This window comes from Micromonospora sp. NPDC005161 (genome assembly GCF_053599855.1).
In genome coordinates this window covers 40,805-60,139 of record NZ_JBSFYQ010000002.1, presented here as the reverse complement: position 1 = coordinate 60,139, position 19,335 = coordinate 40,805, and the positions used below count along the sequence as shown (strand labels likewise).

The 19,335-nt window shown below is 72.6% G+C and carries 17 protein-coding genes; 9 read left to right on the top strand and 8 right to left on the bottom strand.

What is annotated here, in order from left to right:
• Window positions 1-296: 296 nt before the first annotated feature.
• A complete protein-coding gene (locus ACWD5O_RS02410; protein WP_450084403.1) occupies window positions 297-950 on the bottom strand; it encodes a hypothetical protein in 654 nt (217 codons plus the stop codon).
• Between the two features lie 96 nt (window positions 951-1,046).
• On the opposite strand from ACWD5O_RS02410, the gene ACWD5O_RS02405 reads away from it, so the two are divergent.
• A complete protein-coding gene (locus ACWD5O_RS02405; protein WP_450084402.1) occupies window positions 1,047-1,670 on the top strand; it encodes a phosphoesterase PA-phosphatase in 624 nt (207 codons plus the stop codon).
• 80 nt (window positions 1,671-1,750) lie between these two features.
• Here ACWD5O_RS02405 and ACWD5O_RS02400 read toward each other — a convergent pair whose 3' ends face one another.
• The 3 genes from ACWD5O_RS02400 to ACWD5O_RS02390 are packed head-to-tail and all read right to left on the bottom strand — an operon-like array spanning window position 1,751 to window position 6,555.
• Window positions 1,751-2,974, bottom strand: coding sequence for a hypothetical protein (locus tag ACWD5O_RS02400; RefSeq protein WP_450084401.1), 1,224 nt, complete (start codon window positions 2,972-2,974; stop codon window positions 1,751-1,753).
• A 57-nt stretch (window positions 2,975-3,031) separates the two neighbouring features.
• Complete coding sequence (locus tag ACWD5O_RS02395) at window positions 3,032-4,717, bottom strand: GTPase (protein ID WP_450084400.1); 1,686 nt, start codon at window positions 4,715-4,717, stop codon at window positions 3,032-3,034.
• Window positions 4,714-6,555: an ABC transporter gene (locus tag ACWD5O_RS02390; RefSeq protein WP_450084399.1), complete on the bottom strand. Its 1,842-nt coding sequence runs from the start codon at window positions 6,553-6,555 to the stop codon at window positions 4,714-4,716. Before ACWD5O_RS02390 ends, ACWD5O_RS02395 begins: the two co-directional genes overlap by 4 nt.
• 220 nt (window positions 6,556-6,775) lie before the next feature.
• Between ACWD5O_RS02390 and dnaK the strand changes: the two genes are divergently transcribed.
• From dnaK to ACWD5O_RS02365, 5 genes are all read left to right on the top strand, one after another.
• Window positions 6,776-8,653 (top strand): molecular chaperone DnaK, encoded by a 1,878-nt coding sequence (dnaK, locus tag ACWD5O_RS02385; protein ID WP_450084398.1) that lies wholly within the window; start codon window positions 6,776-6,778, stop codon window positions 8,651-8,653.
• 48 nt (window positions 8,654-8,701) lie between these two features.
• Window positions 8,702-9,466 (top strand): nucleotide exchange factor GrpE, encoded by a 765-nt coding sequence (gene grpE / locus ACWD5O_RS02380; protein ID WP_450084397.1) that lies wholly within the window; start codon window positions 8,702-8,704, stop codon window positions 9,464-9,466.
• An 85-nt stretch (window positions 9,467-9,551) separates the two neighbouring features.
• The gene (dnaJ, locus tag ACWD5O_RS02375; protein ID WP_450084396.1) at window positions 9,552-10,733 is read left to right on the top strand and encodes a molecular chaperone DnaJ; all 1,182 of its coding nucleotides are present in this window, start codon (window positions 9,552-9,554) and stop codon (window positions 10,731-10,733) included.
• A gap of 30 nt (window positions 10,734-10,763) precedes the next feature.
• A complete protein-coding gene (locus ACWD5O_RS02370) occupies window positions 10,764-11,204 on the top strand; it encodes a heat shock protein transcriptional repressor HspR (RefSeq protein ID WP_203173989.1) in 441 nt (146 codons plus the stop codon).
• A 131-nt stretch (window positions 11,205-11,335) separates the two neighbouring features.
• Window positions 11,336-11,548 (top strand): hypothetical protein, encoded by a 213-nt coding sequence (locus tag ACWD5O_RS02365; protein WP_354966458.1) that lies wholly within the window; start codon window positions 11,336-11,338, stop codon window positions 11,546-11,548.
• Between the two features lie 91 nt (window positions 11,549-11,639).
• Here the strand turns inward: ACWD5O_RS02365 and ACWD5O_RS02360 are convergent, their stop codons facing one another.
• The 4 genes from ACWD5O_RS02360 to ACWD5O_RS02345 all read right to left on the bottom strand — a co-directional run bounded on the left by ACWD5O_RS02360 (window position 11,640) and on the right by ACWD5O_RS02345 (window position 15,382).
• Window positions 11,640-12,071 carry a hypothetical protein gene (locus tag ACWD5O_RS02360; protein WP_354966459.1) on the bottom strand — a complete coding sequence of 144 codons (432 nt, stop codon included), beginning with the start codon at window positions 12,069-12,071 and terminating at the stop codon, window positions 11,640-11,642.
• A gap of 211 nt (window positions 12,072-12,282) precedes the next feature.
• Complete coding sequence (locus tag ACWD5O_RS02355; RefSeq protein WP_450084395.1) at window positions 12,283-13,488, bottom strand: cation:proton antiporter; 1,206 nt, start codon at window positions 13,486-13,488, stop codon at window positions 12,283-12,285.
• 5 nt (window positions 13,489-13,493) lie between these two features.
• On the bottom strand, window positions 13,494-13,994 hold the full coding sequence (locus ACWD5O_RS02350) for a cation:proton antiporter regulatory subunit (RefSeq protein ID WP_354966461.1): 501 nt from the start codon (window positions 13,992-13,994) through the stop codon (window positions 13,494-13,496).
• 251 nt (window positions 13,995-14,245) lie between these two features.
• Window positions 14,246-15,382 carry an epoxide hydrolase family protein gene (locus ACWD5O_RS02345; protein WP_450084394.1) on the bottom strand — a complete coding sequence of 379 codons (1,137 nt, stop codon included), beginning with the start codon at window positions 15,380-15,382 and terminating at the stop codon, window positions 14,246-14,248.
• Between the two features lie 85 nt (window positions 15,383-15,467).
• On the opposite strand from ACWD5O_RS02345, the gene ACWD5O_RS02340 reads away from it, so the two are divergent.
• From ACWD5O_RS02340 to ACWD5O_RS02330, 3 genes are all read left to right on the top strand, one after another.
• Window positions 15,468-16,121, top strand: a complete 654-nt coding sequence (locus tag ACWD5O_RS02340) for a TetR/AcrR family transcriptional regulator (protein WP_450084393.1) — start codon at window positions 15,468-15,470, stop codon at window positions 16,119-16,121.
• A gap of 86 nt (window positions 16,122-16,207) precedes the next feature.
• On the top strand, window positions 16,208-18,799 hold the full coding sequence (clpB, locus tag ACWD5O_RS02335) for an ATP-dependent chaperone ClpB (RefSeq protein WP_450084392.1): 2,592 nt from the start codon (window positions 16,208-16,210) through the stop codon (window positions 18,797-18,799).
• A gap of 125 nt (window positions 18,800-18,924) precedes the next feature.
• Window positions 18,925-19,305 carry a hypothetical protein gene (locus ACWD5O_RS02330; RefSeq protein WP_354966465.1) on the top strand — a complete coding sequence of 127 codons (381 nt, stop codon included), beginning with the start codon at window positions 18,925-18,927 and terminating at the stop codon, window positions 19,303-19,305.
• Window positions 19,306-19,335 lie beyond the last annotated feature (30 nt).

Genomic DNA, 19,335 nt, shown 5'->3' with positions numbered 1-19,335 from the left:
TGGTTCGTCACCGTTCGGCCCGTCTCCGCGTGTCGACACGCAGTGGAGGTTGGCTGACGGACGGTAACTGGGCGAGGCTGTTTCCCGCAGGATCGCGCCGATCGGGTGATTTGCCGGGTTTCTCCAGCCGGCGACGTCCATCCGCGCCCTCCGACGGCTGACGACAAGGGGTGTGTGGTGTACGAGCCAGGTGACGGTCCCGGCACGCCCGCGCTCGGTCGGCAGCGGTCGGCCGACGGCTACCGCCGGGTGGTCGGCGCGCACCGCGCTCCCGGCGCCGGCGGCCCCTCCCGGGGCTACCTGCTCACCGTCGCGCTGCTGGCCGGCACCGCGTCGATGCCCATCCTCGCCGCCATCAGCGCGGGCTCGGCCACGCCGGGCAGCACCGCGCTGCCGGACAGCAGCACCCCGTTCATCCCGACCCCGTCGGTCGGGCCGGTGGTGATCCCCGTGCCGGCGACCAGCCAACCGGCGCTCCCGCCACCCGCCACGCCCGACGTCGGTCCGACCGCCACCGCCGGCTGGCTACCCACGGCTCCCCGACGTGACCGGGACCGGACGGACCCGGGCCCGACCGGGGCCGATCCGGGGCCGGTCCGCGTGGTGCCTCCCTCGCCGAGGCCCACCCGGGGCACGCCCCCGGCCTCGCCCCCGACCAGCCCGTCCCCGGCACCCTCGCCGACGCGCCCGCCGGACCCGAGCCCGACACCGACCCCGACACCGACCCCGCCGTCGACCCCCACCGTGACCGACTCCCCGACCGCGACCGCCGTGCCGACCAGCACCCTGTCCGAGCCGGCCGCCACGACCACGCCACCCGCCACGACCACGCCACCCGCCACGCCCAGTTCATCGCCGAGCCGGCCCCACCCGACCGTCGCGACATCCCCGACGTTCCCGGCCGACCGACCCACCCCCACGGCCAGTCCAACGCCGCTGGCCGGACACATGTACTCCACGGTGTCCCCGGCGGTACGGTGACGGTCAGGCGCGACCGACCCGGTGCCGGCGGCGGTCGGCGATAGGGGCGTACCGGAGGGGGTGGCGTGGGCGGCGGTGCGGAACTCCGCCCGGTCACCGCCCGGCAGGGGCCGGGGCTGCGGATCGCCCGGCTGGTCACCGAGCTGACCGCGCCCGCCGTGCTGGTGTCGGTGCTGATGGTCACCGTGAGCTGGCACAGCTCCCGCAACCCTGGTCACGGCCTGGCGTGGGGTCTGCTCGCCACGCTCTTCGTCACCGGCATTCCGTTCGCCTACATCGTCGGCGGCGTACGCCGTGGCCGGCTCACGGACCACCACATCGGTCGCCGGGAGCAGCGCCGGGTGCCGTTGCTGGTCGGCCTCGGCTCGGTCGCCGCAGGGCTGGCCCTGCTCGCGGTGCTCGGAGCACCCCGTCCGTTGCTGGCACTGGCGGTGGCCGGGCTGGCCGGGCTGGTGGTCGCCGTGTCGGTGAGCCACTGGTGGAAGATGTCGATCCACTCGGCGGTGGCCGCCGGCACGCTGATCATCCTGGTGCTGACCTTCGGGACCGAGCTGCTCGTCGCCGTGCCACTGCTGGGCGTGGTCGGCTGGGCCCGGGTGCGGCTACGGGACCACACCGTGGCGCAGGTGCTGGCCGGCGGCGTGCTCGGCGCAATTATCTCCGGAGTGGTCTTCGGTCTGCTGCGCTGACCGGGCCGGCGCGGTGACCGGGTCCGCTGTGCCGGCGGGGTCCGGGCGGGCGGCGACGTGCCCGCCCGCCCGGAATGCCGTCAGGCGCCGTCGTCGGCGAGACGGTGCCGGTTCGCCTCGATCCAGGCGTCCAGCGCGGCCGGGTCGTCCGGGTCGACCCCGTCGGCCATCAGCTGGGCCACCGCCGCGGTGGCCGGGCTACGCCGCTCACCGGTCGAGTAGAGGCGGGCGAACTCCGCCACCATCTCCTCGATCGCCTCGTCGGTGCGCGTCGCGGCCGTTTCGGGCAGTCCACGCTGGCGCGACGCGTACCGGGCCCAGGCGCGCAGCACACGGGGCAGCATCGCCGCGTCGTCCATGTCCAGTACCGCCCGGCGGTGTACCCAGTCGAGCAGGAAGAGCCCGGACACCGCGGGGCTCCACCGCATCGGGTCGGCGTCCGGGAAGGTCGCCGAATGGTCCAGCAGCAGGCTCAGGCAGAAGTGCAGCGAGGCCAGCTCCGCGCCGTCGACGGCGTCGAGCCCGAACCGTGCGGCCTCCGGCGCGGCCAGGAACCGCCGGACCAGCTCGGTGCGCTCGGCGGCGGAGAGCGGCTCGACCTCGGCCGGGCTGGTTGGGGCGGCGGCGGTGGGCAGCAGCGCCAGCCGGGCGCCGACCAGCGCCCGATCGGTGGCGAGTGAGCCCTCGCCGGGCAGCTCGCTCAGCTCGTCGGTGACGGCGAGGTGGCGGGCCACCTCGCCACGCAGTTGGGCAGGATCCTCGGTACGGAACCAGGTCAGCTCGTCGTCCGCGCACATCTGGCGGACCTGGTCCAGGATCCGTTCCGCCGGCCCGCCGACGAAGATGTCCTTGGTGATCCCGATGTTGTGGTCGACCAGGGCCACCAGCGCGTGCTCGGAGCCGCCGGCCGCGTCGTCGTAGGCGAAGGTGGCGAGGTAGGAGGTCTGATCGCCGTACACGTCGCCGTACGCCCAGCTGCCGGTGAGGTGCACCCGGCCGAGCTGACCCGTCCAGGCTGGCGCCTGGCTGCCCGGGCGCACCCGTTCGGTGCCCTCGGCGTCGGGGATGAGCGTGGCGAAGACCTGCCGGATGGTGGTCGCCGCAGCGATCCGGCGGCGGGCGGTGGCGGCGAGGAACCCGGTGACGAACTCCCGTACGGCGGTGTCGCGGTCGGTCTCCGCGATCGCGTAGACGCTGCCCAGGAGGGCGCTGCCGAGCATCTCGGCGTCCAGCGCCGACTCCAGCTTGGTCACGTCGCGTGCGGCGTGCAGCACCGCGTCGTAGGGGGTCTGAGGCGTGGCCATGCTCCGACCCTACGCCGCTCGGGTGATGTGCAGAGGGGTAGCGAGCCGTGCGGAGCGTCAGCGGCGGGCGGCATCCCGCAGCGCGTCGCGTGCCTGCGCGTACGAGGCGAGCACGATCCGCACCGGGGCGAGCACGTACTCCTCGCCCACGCGGGCGACCTCGGCCGTCAGCCGCTGCTCGGCGCGGCTTCGGGCAAGCCGGGCCGCCCAGCGCACCACCGGTCGGGTCAGCGCGGCCACCAGCAGCCCGGCCAGCAGCCCGCCGAGCAGCAGCAGGGTGGGCAGTGGCACCTGCCCGACCATCGGGTTGTCCAGTGCGGGCAGGCCGAGCGCCCGCAGCGCGTAGCCGAGCACCAACCAGCCCAGCCCGACCACGGCGGCCAGGGTGACCAGCCACTGGACACCGCCGACCAGCCGCCACCAGACGGGTCGACGGCCCAGGCCGAGGTCGGTGCCGGCGATCGCGCGGTCCAGCGCGTCCGGCAGGTCGCCGAGGCGGGACCGGGCGGCGGCGGTGACCGCCGCCGGCCAGGCGGCAGGCAGGTCGGCGGCGGCCCGATCGGCCACCGCACGGATGGCCAGACCGAGCGCCGAGCGCTGGGCGGCCGTCGGGTCCGGTACCGAGGTCGCCGCGACCAGGCTCTCCGCCGGGTCGGCCTGATCGCCGGCCGGGCCGGGCAGGTGCAGGCGGCGCAGCGGGTCGGGTCGCAGCCGCCGCCAGCCCCGGACCACCGGCCAGCCGGTGACCGCACCGGCCCGGTGCCGGTACGCCTGCTCCACCGCCTCCGTCACCGCCGGCACTCCGGCCGCGCCGGCCAGTGCCCGGTTCAACCCGTCGACGGCGGTGTCGTCCGGCCCGCCCGCCGGTCGGGCGGAGCCGACCAGCTCGTCCAGCGCGGCGACCACCGTGTCGACATCGCCGGCCAGCCGTCGCAGCGCCGCCTGCCGCTCGGCGACCGTCCGTTCCAGCGCGGTGCGCAGCCCCACCATCCCGGCCGGATCGATGGCGGTGGTGGCCAGCAGCGGCACGCCGGTCAGCCCGTCCGCGTCGAGCAGCCGGCGCAGGTCGTCCAGGACCCGGGGCAGCTCGGCCGGGGGCAGCCGGTCGGCCTGGTTGAGCACGACCAGGGTGACGTCCCGGTGGCGGTGGAACTCGCGGAGGTAGCTGTCGTGGATGACCCGGTCGGCGTACTTCTGCGGGTCGACCACCCAGACCACCTGGTCGACCAGGCCGAGCAGCCGGTCCACCTCCAGTCGGTGGGCCCGCTGCACCGAGTCGAAGTCGGGCAGGTCGAGCAGGATCAGCCCGTGCAGCGCCGTCTCGTCGTCCCCGTCCAGCGCGCTCTCGCGGACGAAGCGGTGCCGGGGCAGCACACCGATCCAGTCGAGCAACCGGTTGGCGCCCTCCAGCGCCCCCCACACGCACGCGTGCGTGACGCCGGTCGTCGGGCGGCGGACTCCGACCGGCGAGAGCTCCAGCCGGGCCAGCGCGTTGAACAGGCTGGACTTGCCGCTCCCGGTGGCGCCGGCCAGGGCGACCACGGTGTGGTCGCGGGACAGGGCGAGCCGGGTGCCGGCCCGCTCGACCAGGGTGTGCGCGGGCACCAGCTCGGAGTCCGGCAGCAGGCCGTCCACCGCGGTCAGGAACCGGCGTACCGCGTCCAGGCGGGCGATCAGCGCATCGGGGTCGATCCGCTGGTCGCCCCGGAACGCCTCGCGTACCCGGCCGGCGATGTTGGTCACCGGGAGCCCTCCTCGTCGGCGGCCGGCGGGGTGTCGCCGCCGGTCGCCAGGCCGCTGCGGTGCCGGGCCAGCTCGACCCGGCCGGCGGCCCGGCGCAACCCGGCGCCGGCGTCCGCGGCGGGGCGCGCGTCGGCGGTGCGGGCCAGGAAGCGGTCGGCCTCCGCGTCGAGCAGCGTCCGCACCCGGTCCAGCAGGTCCGCACGGGCCTTGGCGGCGAGCGTACGCACCGCCTGGTCGCCGAAGATCGCCTGGAGTACGGCCTGGGCCGCGACGGTGGTGCCGGCCCCGGTGGCGACCTCCAGCCCGGTCGGGATGAACGCGGTGGACGCGAACACGGCGATCATCACGGCGAGCCCGGTGGCGTTCACCGCGTACGAGGCGGTGCGGGCCACGAACCGCTTGTCGCCGCCCTCGACCCGCACCAGCTCCAGCACCCCGCGCTGCCAGTCCCGGACCATCCGCTCGGCGCGCTCGGGCAGGTCGTCGCCGGGATGGGCGAGCCCCGGGTCGAGCAGCCCGGCTCCCGCCGGGTGCGCCTTCCACGCGGTGTACGCGGCCTCGGCGGCCTCCGAAGCGACCCCGCGCAGCAGCGTGACCAGCTGCGACTCGATGGCGTTGCGCAGCTCGGCGGCGGGTGCCGGCCGACCGGTGACGGCGGCCACCATCCGATCCCGCAGCCGCCCGATCCGCGCCTCCAGGGTGCGGAACAGCTCCCCGGTGCCGACGAACTCCTGCCAGCGGGCGAGCACCTCGCCACGGAGCAGGCGGCCGTCCCGCAGGCCCTGCTCGACGGTCCGTTCGGCGCCCCGGTAGGCGGCCCGGACCCGCTCGTCCAGACTGTCGGCGGCGGCGACCTGCTCGTCGGCGGCGTCGGCCAGCTCCTCGACGGCCGGGTGCAGCGCGGCCAGCGCCCCGTCCAGGGTCTGCCGGACCACCGCGGCCCGGGCGTCGGCGTCGCCGGCCAGCCGCGCGAACCAGTCGGCCAGCGGCGCGGTGACACCCTCGGGCAGCAGCCCCTGACCGTCGACCCACGTCTCCGGCAGCACGAACAGGGGCGCCCGGCCGAGGTCCTGTGCGGTGAGCATCTCGGCCAGGTGTGCGGAGATCTCGTCGGTGGCCTCCGCGGGCACCCGGTCCAGCACCATGGCGATCACCGCACCGCGGGCCCGGGCGCTGCGCAGCAGCTCCCACGGCACCGCGTCGGCGTACCGGGCGGCGGTGGTGACGAACAGCCAGAGGTCGGCAGCGGCGAGCAACTGGCCGGCGAGTGCCCGGTTGGCGTCGACCACCGAGTCGATGTCCGGCGCGTCGAGGAAGGCCAGCCCGGCGGGCAGCGCCGGGGCGGTGACCAGGTGCAGGGAGCGCGGGTCCTCACTTGGCTCGGTGGTGCGGGTGAGCCCGGGCAGCAGCTCACCCTGCCGGAACCAGGCCGCGTCGGCCGGGTTGCAGACCAGCACCGGTGAGCGGGTGGTCGGCCGGAGCACGCCGGCCGCGCTGACCCGGGCCTTGACCAGGCTGTTGACCAGGGTCGACTTGCCCGCGCCGGTGGAACCGCCGACCACCACGAGCAGTGGCGCGTCGAGCCGGGCGAGCCGGGGCAGCAGGTAGTCGTCGAGCTGGTCGGTGAGGGCGCTGGCGGTGTGCCGGGCCGGCCCGGCGGAAGGCAGGGCGAGCGGATACCGGGTCGCGCCGATCGCGGCCCGGAGACCCGACAGCGCGCCGGGGAGGCTGTCGTCCCCGGTGGTGGCGGGCGGCTCCTCCGCGGCGTCCGGCGGGCCGGTGCGGGCTGCGACGGCGGGCGCTCCGGAACGGGTGGCGGAATCGCCGTGCGTCGTCACCGCTAAAGCGTGCCCGACCGACGCAAGAGAAGACAACCGGACGGTAATAACGGCTGGGTTGCGTCGGGTCGGCTCAACTCAACTTGACGATTGGCCGGAGCGTGGCACTATTGAGTCAAGTTCACTCAACTTGTGGTGGGCCCGCTGCGGGCGGTGCCCGCCAGGCAGTCCGCGGGCGGTGCCCGTCACCTGCACAACCTTACGAAGCGAGGAAGCGAAGATGGCACGTGCGGTCGGTATCGACCTCGGCACGACGAACTCCTGCGTCAGCGTTCTCGAGGGCGGTGAGCCCACCGTCATCGCCAACGCTGAGGGCTCGCGGACGACTCCGTCGATCGTCGCGTTCGCCCGTAACGGCGAGGTGCTCGTCGGTGAGGTCGCCAAGCGCCAGGCGGTGACCAACCCGGACCGGACGATCCGCTCGGTCAAGCGGGAGATCGGCACCAACTGGTCCGTCGACATCGACGGCAAGAAGTACACCCCGCAGGAGATCTCGGCCCGGACGCTGATGAAGCTCAAGCGGGACGCCGAGGCGTACCTGGGTGAGCAGATCACCGACGCGGTGATCACCGTTCCGGCCTACTTCAACGACGGCCAGCGCCAGTCGACCAAGGAGGCCGGTGAGATCGCCGGCTTCAACGTGCTGCGGATCGTCAACGAGCCGACCGCGGCCGCCCTGGCGTACGGGCTGGACAAGGGCTCCAAGGAGCAGACCGTCCTGGTCTTCGACCTCGGCGGCGGCACCTTCGACGTGTCGCTGCTGGAGCTGGCCGAGGGCGTCGTCGAGGTCAAGTCGACCAGCGGTGACAACCAGCTCGGTGGCGACGACTGGGACCAGCGGATCATCGACCACCTGGTCAAGACCTTCCGCGGTGAGCACGGCATCGACCTAAGCCAGGACAAGATGGCCCTGCAGCGGCTCCGTGAGGCCGCCGAGAAGGCCAAGATCGAGCTGTCCGCCGCCACCACCACCAACATCAACCTGCCGTACATCACGGCCGGCGCCGCCGGCCCGCTGCACCTCGACGTGACGCTCAGCCGCGCCGAGTTCCAGCGGATGACGCAGGACCTGCTGGACCGGTGCAAGGGCCCGTTCGAGCAGGCCGTGAAGGACGCCGGGATCAAGATCTCCGACGTCGAGCACGTGATCCTGGTCGGCGGCTCGACCCGGATGCCGGCCGTGACCGACCTGGTCAAGCAGCTCACCGGCCGTGACCCCAACAAGGGCGTCAACCCGGACGAGGTCGTCGCCGTCGGCGCCGCGCTCCAGGCCGGCGTGCTCAAGGGCGAGGTCAAGGACGTCCTGCTGCTCGACGTGACCCCGCTGAGCCTGGGCATCGAGACCAAGGGCGGCATCTTCACCAAGCTGATCGAGCGCAACACCACCATCCCGACCAAGCGCTCCGAGGTCTTCACCACGGCGGACGACAACCAGCCGTCGGTGCTGATCCAGGTGTTCCAGGGCGAGCGGGAGATCGCGTCCTACAACAAGAAGCTCGGCACCTTCGAGCTGACCGGCCTCCCGCCGGCGCCGCGCGGCGTGCCGCAGATCGAGGTCGCGTTCGACATCGACGCCAACGGCATCGTCAACGTGCACGCCAAGGACCTGGGCACCGGCAAGGAACAGAAGATGACGATCACCGGCGGCTCCTCGCTGCCGAAGGACGACATCGAGCGGATGCGCCGGGACGCCGAGGAGCACGCGGAGGAGGACAAGCGCCGCCGCGACGACGCCGAGACCCGCAACGTGGCCGAGGCACTCCAGTGGCAGACCGAGAAGTTCCTCGCCGAGAGCGGCGACAAGCTGCCCAGCGAGACCCGGGAGCAGCTCAACGAGGCGCTCGGCGAGCTGCGTGGCGCCCTCGGCGGTCAGGACATCGAAAAGATCAAGTCGGCGCACGAGCGGCTCGCGCAGGTCTCCCAGCAGGCCGGTTCGCTGCTCTACTCGCAGCAGGCCGAGCAGGACCAGCAGCCGGGTGGCGAGGCCGGCCCGGGTGCGACCGGGGCGACCGGGGCGACCGGCCCGCAGGCCGGCGCTGCCGGTGGCGCCGACGACGTGGTCGACGCGGAGATCGTGGACGAGGACGGCAAGAAGTGACCGTCGGCCTCCGACACGTATCCACTGCGAAGGGGATGAGGTAGCCGCATGACGCAGAAGCCACGAGCCGCCGACCCGGACGACACCGGGTCGGCGCCGGGTGGCTCCGCGCCCACCGAGCCGGCCACCGGCGACGGGGAGCGGGTCGTCATCCGCAACAACCGCAAGCTCAGCGACACCACGGAGCCCGAGGGGGCCGCCGCCGACGCGGGCAGCGACGTTCCGGCCGAGGGCCTGGTCGAGGACGCCGAGGTCGTGGTCGACGAGATCGAGATCGAGGCCACCCTGGTCGACGGGTCGGCGCCGTCCAGTCCGCCGGTGGTGGACGCCCCGGCGCAGCCGGTCGACGGTGCCGGCACCGGCACCGGCTCGCCGCTGGGTGCCGAGCTGGAGGCGCTCCGGGCCGAGCTGGACGAGCGGACGCGGGACCTGCAGCGGGTGTCGGCGGAGTACGCCAACTACCGCAAGCGGGTGGACCGGGACCGCAGCCTGGTGCAGGAGCAGGCGACCGGCTCGGTGCTGGCCGCACTGCTGCCGATCCTGGACGACCTAGACCGGGCCCGGGAACACGGCGACCTGGTCGGGCCGTTCGGATCGGTGGCGGAACAGCTCACCACCGCGCTGGGCAAGTTCGGCCTGACCGCCTTCGGCGAGCAGGGCGACCCGTTCGATCCGACCCGGCACGAGGCGGTCGCGCACCAGACCTCGGCCGAGGTCGGCGAGCCGACCTGCGTGCAGGTCATGCGGCGCGGCTACCAGCTCGGTGAGCGGCTGCTGCGCCCCGCGCTGGTAGCGGTCGCGGATCCGGAATAGTGCGAGACAGTGACCAGTTTGTCCCGCCCGCCGCGATGCGGTGGGCGGGACGGCCGGGCCACGAAGGTCGGAAGGGGGTGGACCGGTGAGTTCGAAGGACTGGCTCGAGAAGGACTTCTACGCCGTGCTCGGCGTGGACAAGGCCGCCTCCGCGGATGACATCAAGAAGGCGTACCGCAAGTTGGCCCGGGAATCGCACCCGGACCACAACCCGGGCGACCCGAAGGCCGAGGAGCGGTTCAAGGCCGTATCCGAGGCGTACAACGTGCTCTCGGACAGCAGCCGCCGCCGGGAGTACGACGAGATGCGCTCGCTGTTCGGCTCGGGCGCGTTCCGGCGTAACGCACGGGGCGCCGGCCAGCCGGGCGGCATGCCGTTCGACGTCTCCGACATGTTCGGCGGCGGGGCGGGGGGCGACCGTCGCTTCGGCGGGGCCGGCTTCCAGGACCTGTTCAGCTCGATCTTCTCCGGCGGCTCGGCCGGTGGGCAGTCCGCGCCGCGCGGTCCGGCCCGGGGTCGGGACGTGGAAGCCGAGGTGGCGCTGGACTTCGGCGACGCGGTGCGGGGCGTGACCCTGCCGCTGACGCTGCGGGCCCCGGGCGTCTGCGACACGTGCCACGGCAACGGCGCCAAGCCCGGCACCCAGCCGCGGACCTGCCCGGCCTGCCACGGCGCCGGGGTGACCACCCGCAACCAGGGGTCGTTCAGCTTCTCCGAGCCGTGCCGCACCTGCCAGGGCGTCGGCACGGTGGTCGAGGAGAAGTGCCCGGAGTGCCACGGCAGCGGTGGGGTCACCAAGACCCGCACGCTGAACGTGCGCTTCCCGGCCGGGGTGGCCGACGGCCAGCGGATCCGGCTGGCCGGGCGGGGCGAGCCGGGTGAGCGCGGTGGCCCGGCCGGTGACCTGTTCGTGCAGGTCAAGGTCCGGCCGGACGAGCTGTTCGGTCGTACCGGTGACGACCTGACGTTGACCGTGCCGGTCACCTTCGCGGAGGCCGTTTTCGGCACGGACCTGCGGGTGCCGACGCTCGACGGCGCGGTGACCCTGCGGGTCCCGCCCGGCACGCCGAGCGGGCGCGTGCTGCGGGCCCGGGGCAAGGGTGTGGTCCGCCGCGACGGGCAGGCCGGCGACCTGCTGGTCACGCTGGACGTGGTGGTGCCGGCTCGATTGTCGGACGAGGCGCGGACGGCACTGGAGGCGTTCGCCGAGCAGAGTCCGCCGGCGGCCAGGGAACATCTCGACGCTCGGGTGCGTCGGGTCGGTTAGTCCGGTGGGATGGACGCGGAGGTGAGCGGGATGTCGGGCGAATTCCTCGGTTCGAGTGACCCTGCCTACGAGGCCAAGGTGCTGATGATCTCGGTGGCGGCACGAATGGCGGGGATGCACCCGCAGACCCTGCGCCAGTACGACCGTCTCGGCCTGGTGCAGCCCGGCCGGGCGGCCGGCGGCGGGCGTCGCTACAGCGTCCGTGACGTGGTGCTGCTGCGCGAGGTGCAGCGGCTCAGTCAGGACGACGGGATCAACCTCGCCGGAGTCAAGCGGATCATCGGGCTGGAGCGGCTGCTGGAGCAGGCGCAGCAGCGGGTGGCCCGGCTGGAGGCGGAGCTGGACGCCGCGTACCGCCGGGTGGCCGAGCTGGAGTCGTTGGCCCGCTTCCCGGGCCGCGATCTGGTGCCCACCAACCGCACGTCCACCGCCCTGGTGGTCTGGCGACCCCGCCGTACGCCCGATCGCTGACCTGCTCTTCGGTTCCGTTCTTCGGCCCGGCCCGCACCGGATTTCCCGGCGCGGGCCGGGCCGTTCCGGCTAGCCTGTCGATACGGGTTCTATCGGCTTAATTCGGACCTACCGGCATAGCAGGGGGAGCGATGGCGGAGCCGGCGAAGAAGATGGCCCAGCAAATGGCTCAGCAGACGGAGGACCGGCTCGAAGACCTGGCCGACACCGTCCGCGAGAAGTTCGACAAGGTGACCGAGGGAAGCTTTCGCGACCGAATCACCGAAGGGCGGTTCGCCGACCAGGTCGACCACGGGGTCGACCAGGCCCGGGCCGAGACCCAGCGAAAGCAGACCGACCGGTAACCGACGTGCGGGCCGGGACCCACGGGGGGTCCCGGCCCGTTCGTCGTTTGAATGCCCCGGCCCGTTCGTCGTCCTGAGCGCGGTAGCGGCGTCAGCCGAGGCGGCGGTTCTCGCGGACCAGGCCGCCTTCGCACCAGTCCCGGTAGACGAAGAGATCCGGTCGGGCCAGCAGTACGCGGCCGTTGTGTGCCCAGATCTTCATCAGCTCATCGCCGTCGCGCTCGGCCTGCTCGACCAGCTTGCGGAAGCGGCGCTTGGGGTGGGCGCGGAAGTTCGTCCGGATGCCGTCGGCCGCGTAGATGTAGAGGCAGTGCAGCGCGAAGCGGCGGGCCGGGCAGGTCGGGTCCATCGCCAACTCGAAGAGCGTCAGGATGAGCCGGTCGCCGGAGACCAGTAGGTCCCAATCCGGCGGCATGGAAGCCAAGGGCACCGAATCGGGCTGGTACGCCCAAGCTCGCAACTCCGCCGGAGTCGGATCGACGGGGTTGGCGAAGCCGTGGAACGTCGACTCCTGCACGCTCACCGGCCAACCTTCCGCTTTCGCCCGCGTTGGTACTGGCCACCCGCGGACCTTGGCTGCTGGGGCGAAACGGTAACCCGCCCTCGGGTGCTGCGGTAGTCCCCGCAGGGAGCAATTCAGCAACCGTTGGCCTGGCCGGGTCCGCCGGATGGTCGGAGGGCCCGCCCACCGCCGTTGACGTGTCGATCGGGACCATGTCAACGGCGGTGGCGCGTCAGTCGTGGATCGGAACCGGCTCCCGCCGCTCGGCCGCCGCACGGGTGCGCAGCCACCGCTTGAACCACGGGAAGTCGGGCAGTCGGGCCAGCATCGGCCCGGTCACGACGGTGATCAGGACGTACGCCGTGGCCAGCGCCGCCAACCGCGGCTCGACGCTGCCGGCGGCCACCGCGAGCCCGGCGATGACGATGGAGAACTCACCGCGGGGTACGAGTGCCAGGCCGGCCCGCCATCGACCAGGTTCGGCGATGCCGACGCGGCGAGCCGCGAGGTAACCGGTGAGCGTCTTCGTCGCCATGGTGACCACGGCCAGCGCGAGCGCCGGCAGCAGCACGGGTGGGATGTCCCGTGGGTCGGTGACCAGCCCGAAGAAGACGAAGAACACCGCGGCGAACAGGTCCCGCAGCGGGGAGAGCAGCTCGGTGGCGTGGTGTGCCACCGGCCCGGAGAGCGCGATGCCGACCAGGAACGCGCCGACCGCCGCCGACACCTGGAGCTTCGCCGCGAGACCGGCGATGAACAGGGTCAGCCCGAGTACGCCGAGCAGCAGCGCCTCCGGATCCTTCGCCGACAGGGCGGAGGAGATCAGATGGCCGTACCGGATGGCGAGCACCAGCACGAGCAGCACCGTTCCCACCGCCACGGTGAGCGCGATGCCGCCGCCGAGCAGGCCGGTGCCGGCCAGCACCGCGGTGACCAGCGGCAGGTACAGGGCCATCGCCAGGTCCTCGATCACCAGGACCGAGAGGATCACCGGGGTTTCCCGGTTACCGAGTCGGCCCAGGTCGCCGAGGACCTTGGCGATCACTCCGGAGGACGAGACCCAGGTGATGCCGCCGAGCACCAGGGCGGCCACCCAGTCCCAGCCGAGCAGCAGGGCGAACGCGGCGCCGGGCAGTGCGTTGAGTACGCCGTCGATCAGCCCGGCCGGGGCCGCCGACCGGAGGTTGCCGACCAGTTCGTTGGCCGAGTACTCCAGGCCGAGCATGACCAGCAGCAGGATGACGCCGATCTCGGCGCCGACCGCGAAGAACTCCTCGCTGGCCGCGAGCGGGAGCAGCCCACCGTGCCCGAACGCCAGCCCGGCGAGCAGGTAGAGGGGAATGGGCGAAAGACCGACGCGGCGGCTGAGTCGACCGAGGACACCGAGCAACAGCAGCAGCGCGCCGACCTCGACGAGCAGTGTGGTGGAGTCGTGCATCCGCCTCAGCCGTCCGGGTCACTGTCGGCGAGGATGGCGGAGACACCGTCGAGACCCTTGCGGGTCCCCACGACGACCACCACGTCACCGGCTGCGAAGCGGAAGGTGGGAAGCGGCGAGACGATCACCTCGCCGTCGCGCAACACCGCCACGATGGAGGCGCTGGTGCGGGTACGCGCCTTGGTGTCACCGAGCTTCCGATTGACGTACCGCGACCCCGCCGTGATGGCGATCTGCTCGGTGAGCAGACCGGCGGCCTGCTCGCGCAGCCCGGAGAGCTGGCCGAGCATCAGCGACGCGCCGAGGATGTCGGCCAGCGCCTCCGCCTCGTCGTCGGTCAGCGGGATGTCCGCCTGGCAGGAATCGGGATCGTCGGGGTCGTAGAGGACAAGATCCCGGCGGCCATTGCGGTGGGAGACCACGCCCAGGCGGCGTCCGGACTCGGTCACCAGATCGTGACGTACCCCGATCCCGGGAAGGGCGGTCTGCTCGACTCGTACTCGCACCCGCCAAGGCTACCGCCTAGTGAACCAAGCCCAGATCTTGGTCGAGTTCGGCCCCTCCAGGGGCCACCTCCTTCCAAGATCGATGGCTCCCGCTCGATCTGAGGCCCTCGTTGATCGACTCGGTTTCGGCGATGTCGCGGTGTCCCGGCAGTCCGGACGCCCCGACTTCCAGGAAGCGGAGTGGACCTACCACTCGGGATGCGCCGGTGCCCACCCCGGCAGAGCGGGGTGGGCACCCGGACGCGCCACGGTCAGCGAAGGCTGACGAAGAACTCGCGGACATCCGCGACCAGCACGTCGGTGGCCTGGTGGGCGGCGTAGTGGCCGCCGACGTCGCCGCGGCCCTCGACGTCCGTTCCGTACGCCGTCCACCGGACGATGTTCGCGTGGTCCCGCTCGGCGAAGCGGCGGATCGACTGGAAGTCACCGGGGAACATGGCCAGCGCGGTCGGCACGGTGGTCGGCCCGGTAGGCGCGTCGCCGGCGTGCGCGTCCTCCCAGTAGAACCGGACTGCCGAGGCGGCCGTGCCGGTGAACCAGTAGAGCGCCACATTGGCCAGGATGAAGTCGGCGTCGAGGCTCTCGTCGAAGAGTTGGGCGTTCCAGGCCAGAAGTCCGACCGGCGAGTCGGCCAGCCCGAACGCCAGGGTCTGCGGCTGCTGGCTGTGCACCTGGTTGAAGGAGAACTTGTTCTCGTAGAACCACTGGAGGTGCTCGAGCGCCGCCTGGTCCGCCTCGGAGAGCCCGGCGAACTCGGCCGGGTCGCCCGAGGGGAACGAGAAGAGTTGGGTGACGTGCACGCCGAGCACGTGCGCCGCGTCGATCCGGCCCAACTCCGGCGCGACCATTGAGCCGGCGTCGTTGCCGACCGCGCCGTAGCGGTCGTACCCCAGTCGGCTCATCAGCTCGGCCCAGGCGCGGGCGGTGCGGTACCGGTTCCAGCCGGCGCTGCGGGTCGGGCCGCTGAACCCGAAGCCGGGTAGCGACGGGACGACCAGGTGGAAGGCCGGCGCGTCCGGTGCGGTCGGCTCGGTGAGCGGGGCGATCACGTCCAGGTACTCCAGCACCGAGCCGGGCCATCCGTGGGTGAGCACCAGCGGGGTGGCGTCCGGCCGGGGCGACCGGACGTGCAGGAAGTGGATCTGCTCGCCGTCGATCTCGGTGACGAACTGCGGGTACGCGTTCAGCCGGGCCTCGACTGCGCGCCAGTCGAACCCGTCCCGCCACCGGTCGGCGAGGGCGCGGACCCGGTCGGTGCTCATCCCGTAGGCGGCACCGGCGCCGGGCAGGTCGGCGGGCCAGACCGTGCGGCCGAGCCGGGCTGCCAGGTCGTCGAGGGCGGTCTGCGGGACCTCGACGCGGAACGGGCGGATCGCGGTGCCGGTCATCTCGGTACTCCTTCGGAACGGAATGTTTCGTTCTGCCACCACATTAGCAGACCGGAACGATCCGTTCCACTGCTATTCTGATGGCATGCCAACTCCCCGCGGAAAGACGGACGCGCCGCTGGCCGGCCGCCGTGCCCAGGCCGCCCGCAACAACGAGGTGATCCTCGAAGCCGCCCGCGCGGTCTTCCTCGACGATCCGAAGGCGCCGATCGCCGCCGTCGCCGAACGTGCCGGCGTCGGCATCAGCGCGCTCTACCGGCGGTACGCGGGCAAGGAGGACCTGCTGCGCCAGCTCTGCCACGACGGGTTGCGCCACTACATCGCCGAAGCCGAGACCGCCATGGCGGAGCCGGACGACTGGGCCGCGTTCGCCGGGTTCCTGGCCCGGGTGGTCGGCGCCGACGTGCACTCGCTCACCGTTCACCTGGCCGGCACCTTCACCCCGACCGAGGAGATGGGCCGGGACGCGATGCGCGCCAGCGAGCTGGCCACCGCCCTGTTCGAGCGGGCCCGCTCGAGCGGGCGGCTGCGCCCCGACGTGGTCGTGCAGGACCTGGGGCTGCTGCTGGAGGCGTGCGCCGCGGTGCGCGTACCCGATCCGGAGCGGACCGGGCAGCTGCGCCGCCGTCAGCTCGCGGTGCTGCTGGCCGGACTCTCGACCGGGCCGGACACCGACCCGCTGCCTGGCCCGCCCCCGGCGGCCGGGGAGTTCGACTGGCGCTGGCGTCGCCGAGAGTGATGGGCGTCACAGCGCTAGGGTTGAGCGGAATACGCTCAACTCTGGTTGTGTCCAACCCAATGGACAACGCCGATCCGGGGGAGCCCATGAACACCGAACGCCTCACCACCAAGAGCCGCGAGACCATCACCGGTGCCGTCGCCCTGGCGAACCAGCGCGGCCACGCCACCGTGGAGCCCTGGCACCTGCTGCTGTCACTGCTGGACACCGACGGCTCGACCGCCGCCGGCCTGCTGCGCGCGGTCGGGGCCGACCCCGCCGAGCTGCGCCGGGCCGCCCAGCGCGCGGTCGACGCCCTGCCGGCCGCGCGGGGCTCCAGCATCGCCGAGCCCACGCTGGCCCGGGAGTTCGTCAACGCCATCGGCGCCGCCGAGCAGATTGCCCGGCCGCTGGGCGACGAGTACACCTCCACCGAGCACCTGCTCGCCGGCCTGGCCCGGGTCGGCGGCGCGGTGTCCGGCGCGCTGACGTCGGTCGGCGCCACCGAGGAGACCCTGGTCGCCGCCTTCCCGAGTGTCCGGGGTGGGGACCGGCGGGTCACCACCGCCGACCCGGAGCAGACCTACCAGGCCCTGGCCAAATACGGCGTGGACCTGACCGCCAGCGCCCGCGACGGGAAGATCGACCCGGTGATCGGCCGGGACTCGGAGATCCGCCGGGTGATCCAGGTGCTCTCCCGACGTACCAAGAACAACCCGGTGCTGATCGGCGAGCCCGGCGTCGGCAAGACCGCCATCGTCGAGGGGCTCGCCCAGCGGATCGTGGCCGGTGACGTGCCCGAGTCGCTGCGCGACAAGAAGCTGGTCTCACTGGACCTCGGCGCGATGGTCGCCGGCGCCCAGTACCGCGGCCAGTTCGAGGAGCGGCTGAAGTCCGTGCTGGAGGAGATCAAGAACTCCAACGGGCAGGTCATCACCTTCCTCGACGAGCTGCACACCGTCGTCGGTGCCGGCAAGGGTGAGGGCTCGATGGACGCCGGCAACATGCTCAAGCCGATGCTCGCCCGCGGTGAGCTGCGGATGGTCGGCGCCACCACGCTGGACGAGTACCGGGAGCACATCGAGAAGGACCCGGCGCTGGAGCGCCGCTTCCAGCCGGTGGTGGTCGGCGAGCCGACCATCGAGGACACCATCGGCATTCTGCGCGGGCTCAAGGAGCGCTACGAGGTGCACCACGGCGTGCGGATCACCGACGCCGCGCTGGTCGCCGCCGCGTCGCTGTCCGACCGCTACATCACCGACCGGTTCCTGCCGGACAAGGCGATCGACCTGGTCGACGAGTCCGCGTCCCGGCTCCGGATGGAGATCGACTCCCGGCCGGTCGAGGTGGACGAGATCGAGCGGGCGGTCCGCCGGCTGGAGATCGAGGAGATGGCGCTCGCCAAGGAGCCCGACGCCGCCTCCGCCGAGCGGCTGGAGCGGCTGCGCAAGGAACTGGCGGACAAGCGCGAGCAGCTCACCGTGCTCTCCGAGCGTTGGCAGACGGAGAAGAGCCACATCACCAAGCTCTCCACGGCCAAGGAGGAGCTGGAGCGCCTGGGCGGCGAGGCCGAGCGGGCCGAGCGCGACGGGGAACTGGAGCGCGCCGCCGAGCTGCGCTACGGCCGGATCCCCGCGCTCAAGGTCGAGCTGAAGCAGGCCGAGGAGGAGCTCGCCCAGCTCCAGACCGACGGCGCGATGCTGAAGGAGGAGGTCGGCGCGGACGACATCGCCGCGGTGGTCGCCTCCTGGACCGGCATCCCGGCCGGCCGGCTGCTGGAGGGCGAGACGGCCAAGCTGCTCCGGATGGAGGAGTCGCTGGGCGGCCGGGTGGTCGGCCAGGCCGAGGCGGTGGGCGCGGTCGCCGACGCGGTGCGCCGGGCGCGGGCCGGCGTGGCCGACCCGGACCGCCCGACCGGCAGCTTTCTCTTCCTGGGCCCGACCGGTGTCGGCAAGACCGAGCTGGCCAAGGCGCTCGCCGAGTTCCTCTTCGACGACGAGCGGGCGATGGTCCGCATCGACATGAGCGAGTACGGCGAGAAGCACTCGGTGGCCCGCCTGGTCGGTGCCCCGCCCGGCTACGTCGGCTACGAGGAGGGCGGCCAGCTCACCGAGGCGGTGCGCCGTCGGCCGTACTCGGTGATCCTGCTGGACGAGGTGGAGAAGGCCCATCCGGACGTCTTCGACGTGCTGCTCCAGGTGCTCGACGACGGTCGGCTCACCGACGGTCAGGGCCGTACGGTCGACTTCCGTAACGCGATCCTGATCCTCACCTCCAACCTCGGGTCGTCGGTGATCAGCGACCTGACGCTGGCCGATGAGCAGCGCCGGGAGGGGGTCCTCGCCGTGGTCCGGTCGCACTTCAAGCCGGAGTTCCTCAACCGGCTGGACGACATCGTGGTCTTCGCCTCGCTGCGGGGGGACGATCTGCGCTCCATCGTGGACATCCAGCTGGACCGGATGCGAAAGCGTCTCGCGGACCGTCGATTGGCGCTGGACATCACCGAGTCCGCGCGTCAGTGGCTCGCCGAGCACGGCTACGACCCGATCTACGGCGCCCGCCCGCTACGCCGCCTGGTCCAGACCGCGATCGGCGACCAGCTGGCCAGGGCCCTGCTCTCGGGCACGATCCGCGACGGCGACACCGTCAAGGTCGACCTGACCACCCCGACCAACACCCTGACGGTAACCCCGGCCTGACCCCACCCCGCCTCCCGGCCCAACCCGCGGTGATCAAGAGGTTTGCGTCATCGAGATGTCCTCTCATGACGCAAACCTCTTGATCAACAGGGTGGAGCGGGGGTGGGCGGGGAAAGGATGGGGGCATGTTCGGCATCGGGAAGAAGTGGGAACGGGAACTGGGCTCGGCTGTTGACGAGTTGGTCGCGGCTGACACGCTCGCCTTCGGTGGCGTCGGCTTCGCCGGCACGCTGCTGCCGGTGACCGAGGCGTACCAGCGGGTCGAGGCCGCCCTCGACGACCACCCCGAGGAGGTACGCCGGCAGCTCGACCGGGTGCTGGCCGAGGGATCACCCGCCGGCCGGGCGTACGCGGCCACGCTGCTGGAGCGGATCGACCCGACGGCGGCCCGGGCGACCTGGACGTCACTGCGGGACGACCCGACGGAGTTCACCACCTTCGTCGGCTGCGTGATGGGGCGCTCCACCCTCGGCGAATACGCCACCCAACGACTCGCCGCAGCGTGATCCAGCGCTCTGTCCACAGTGCAGACGGCC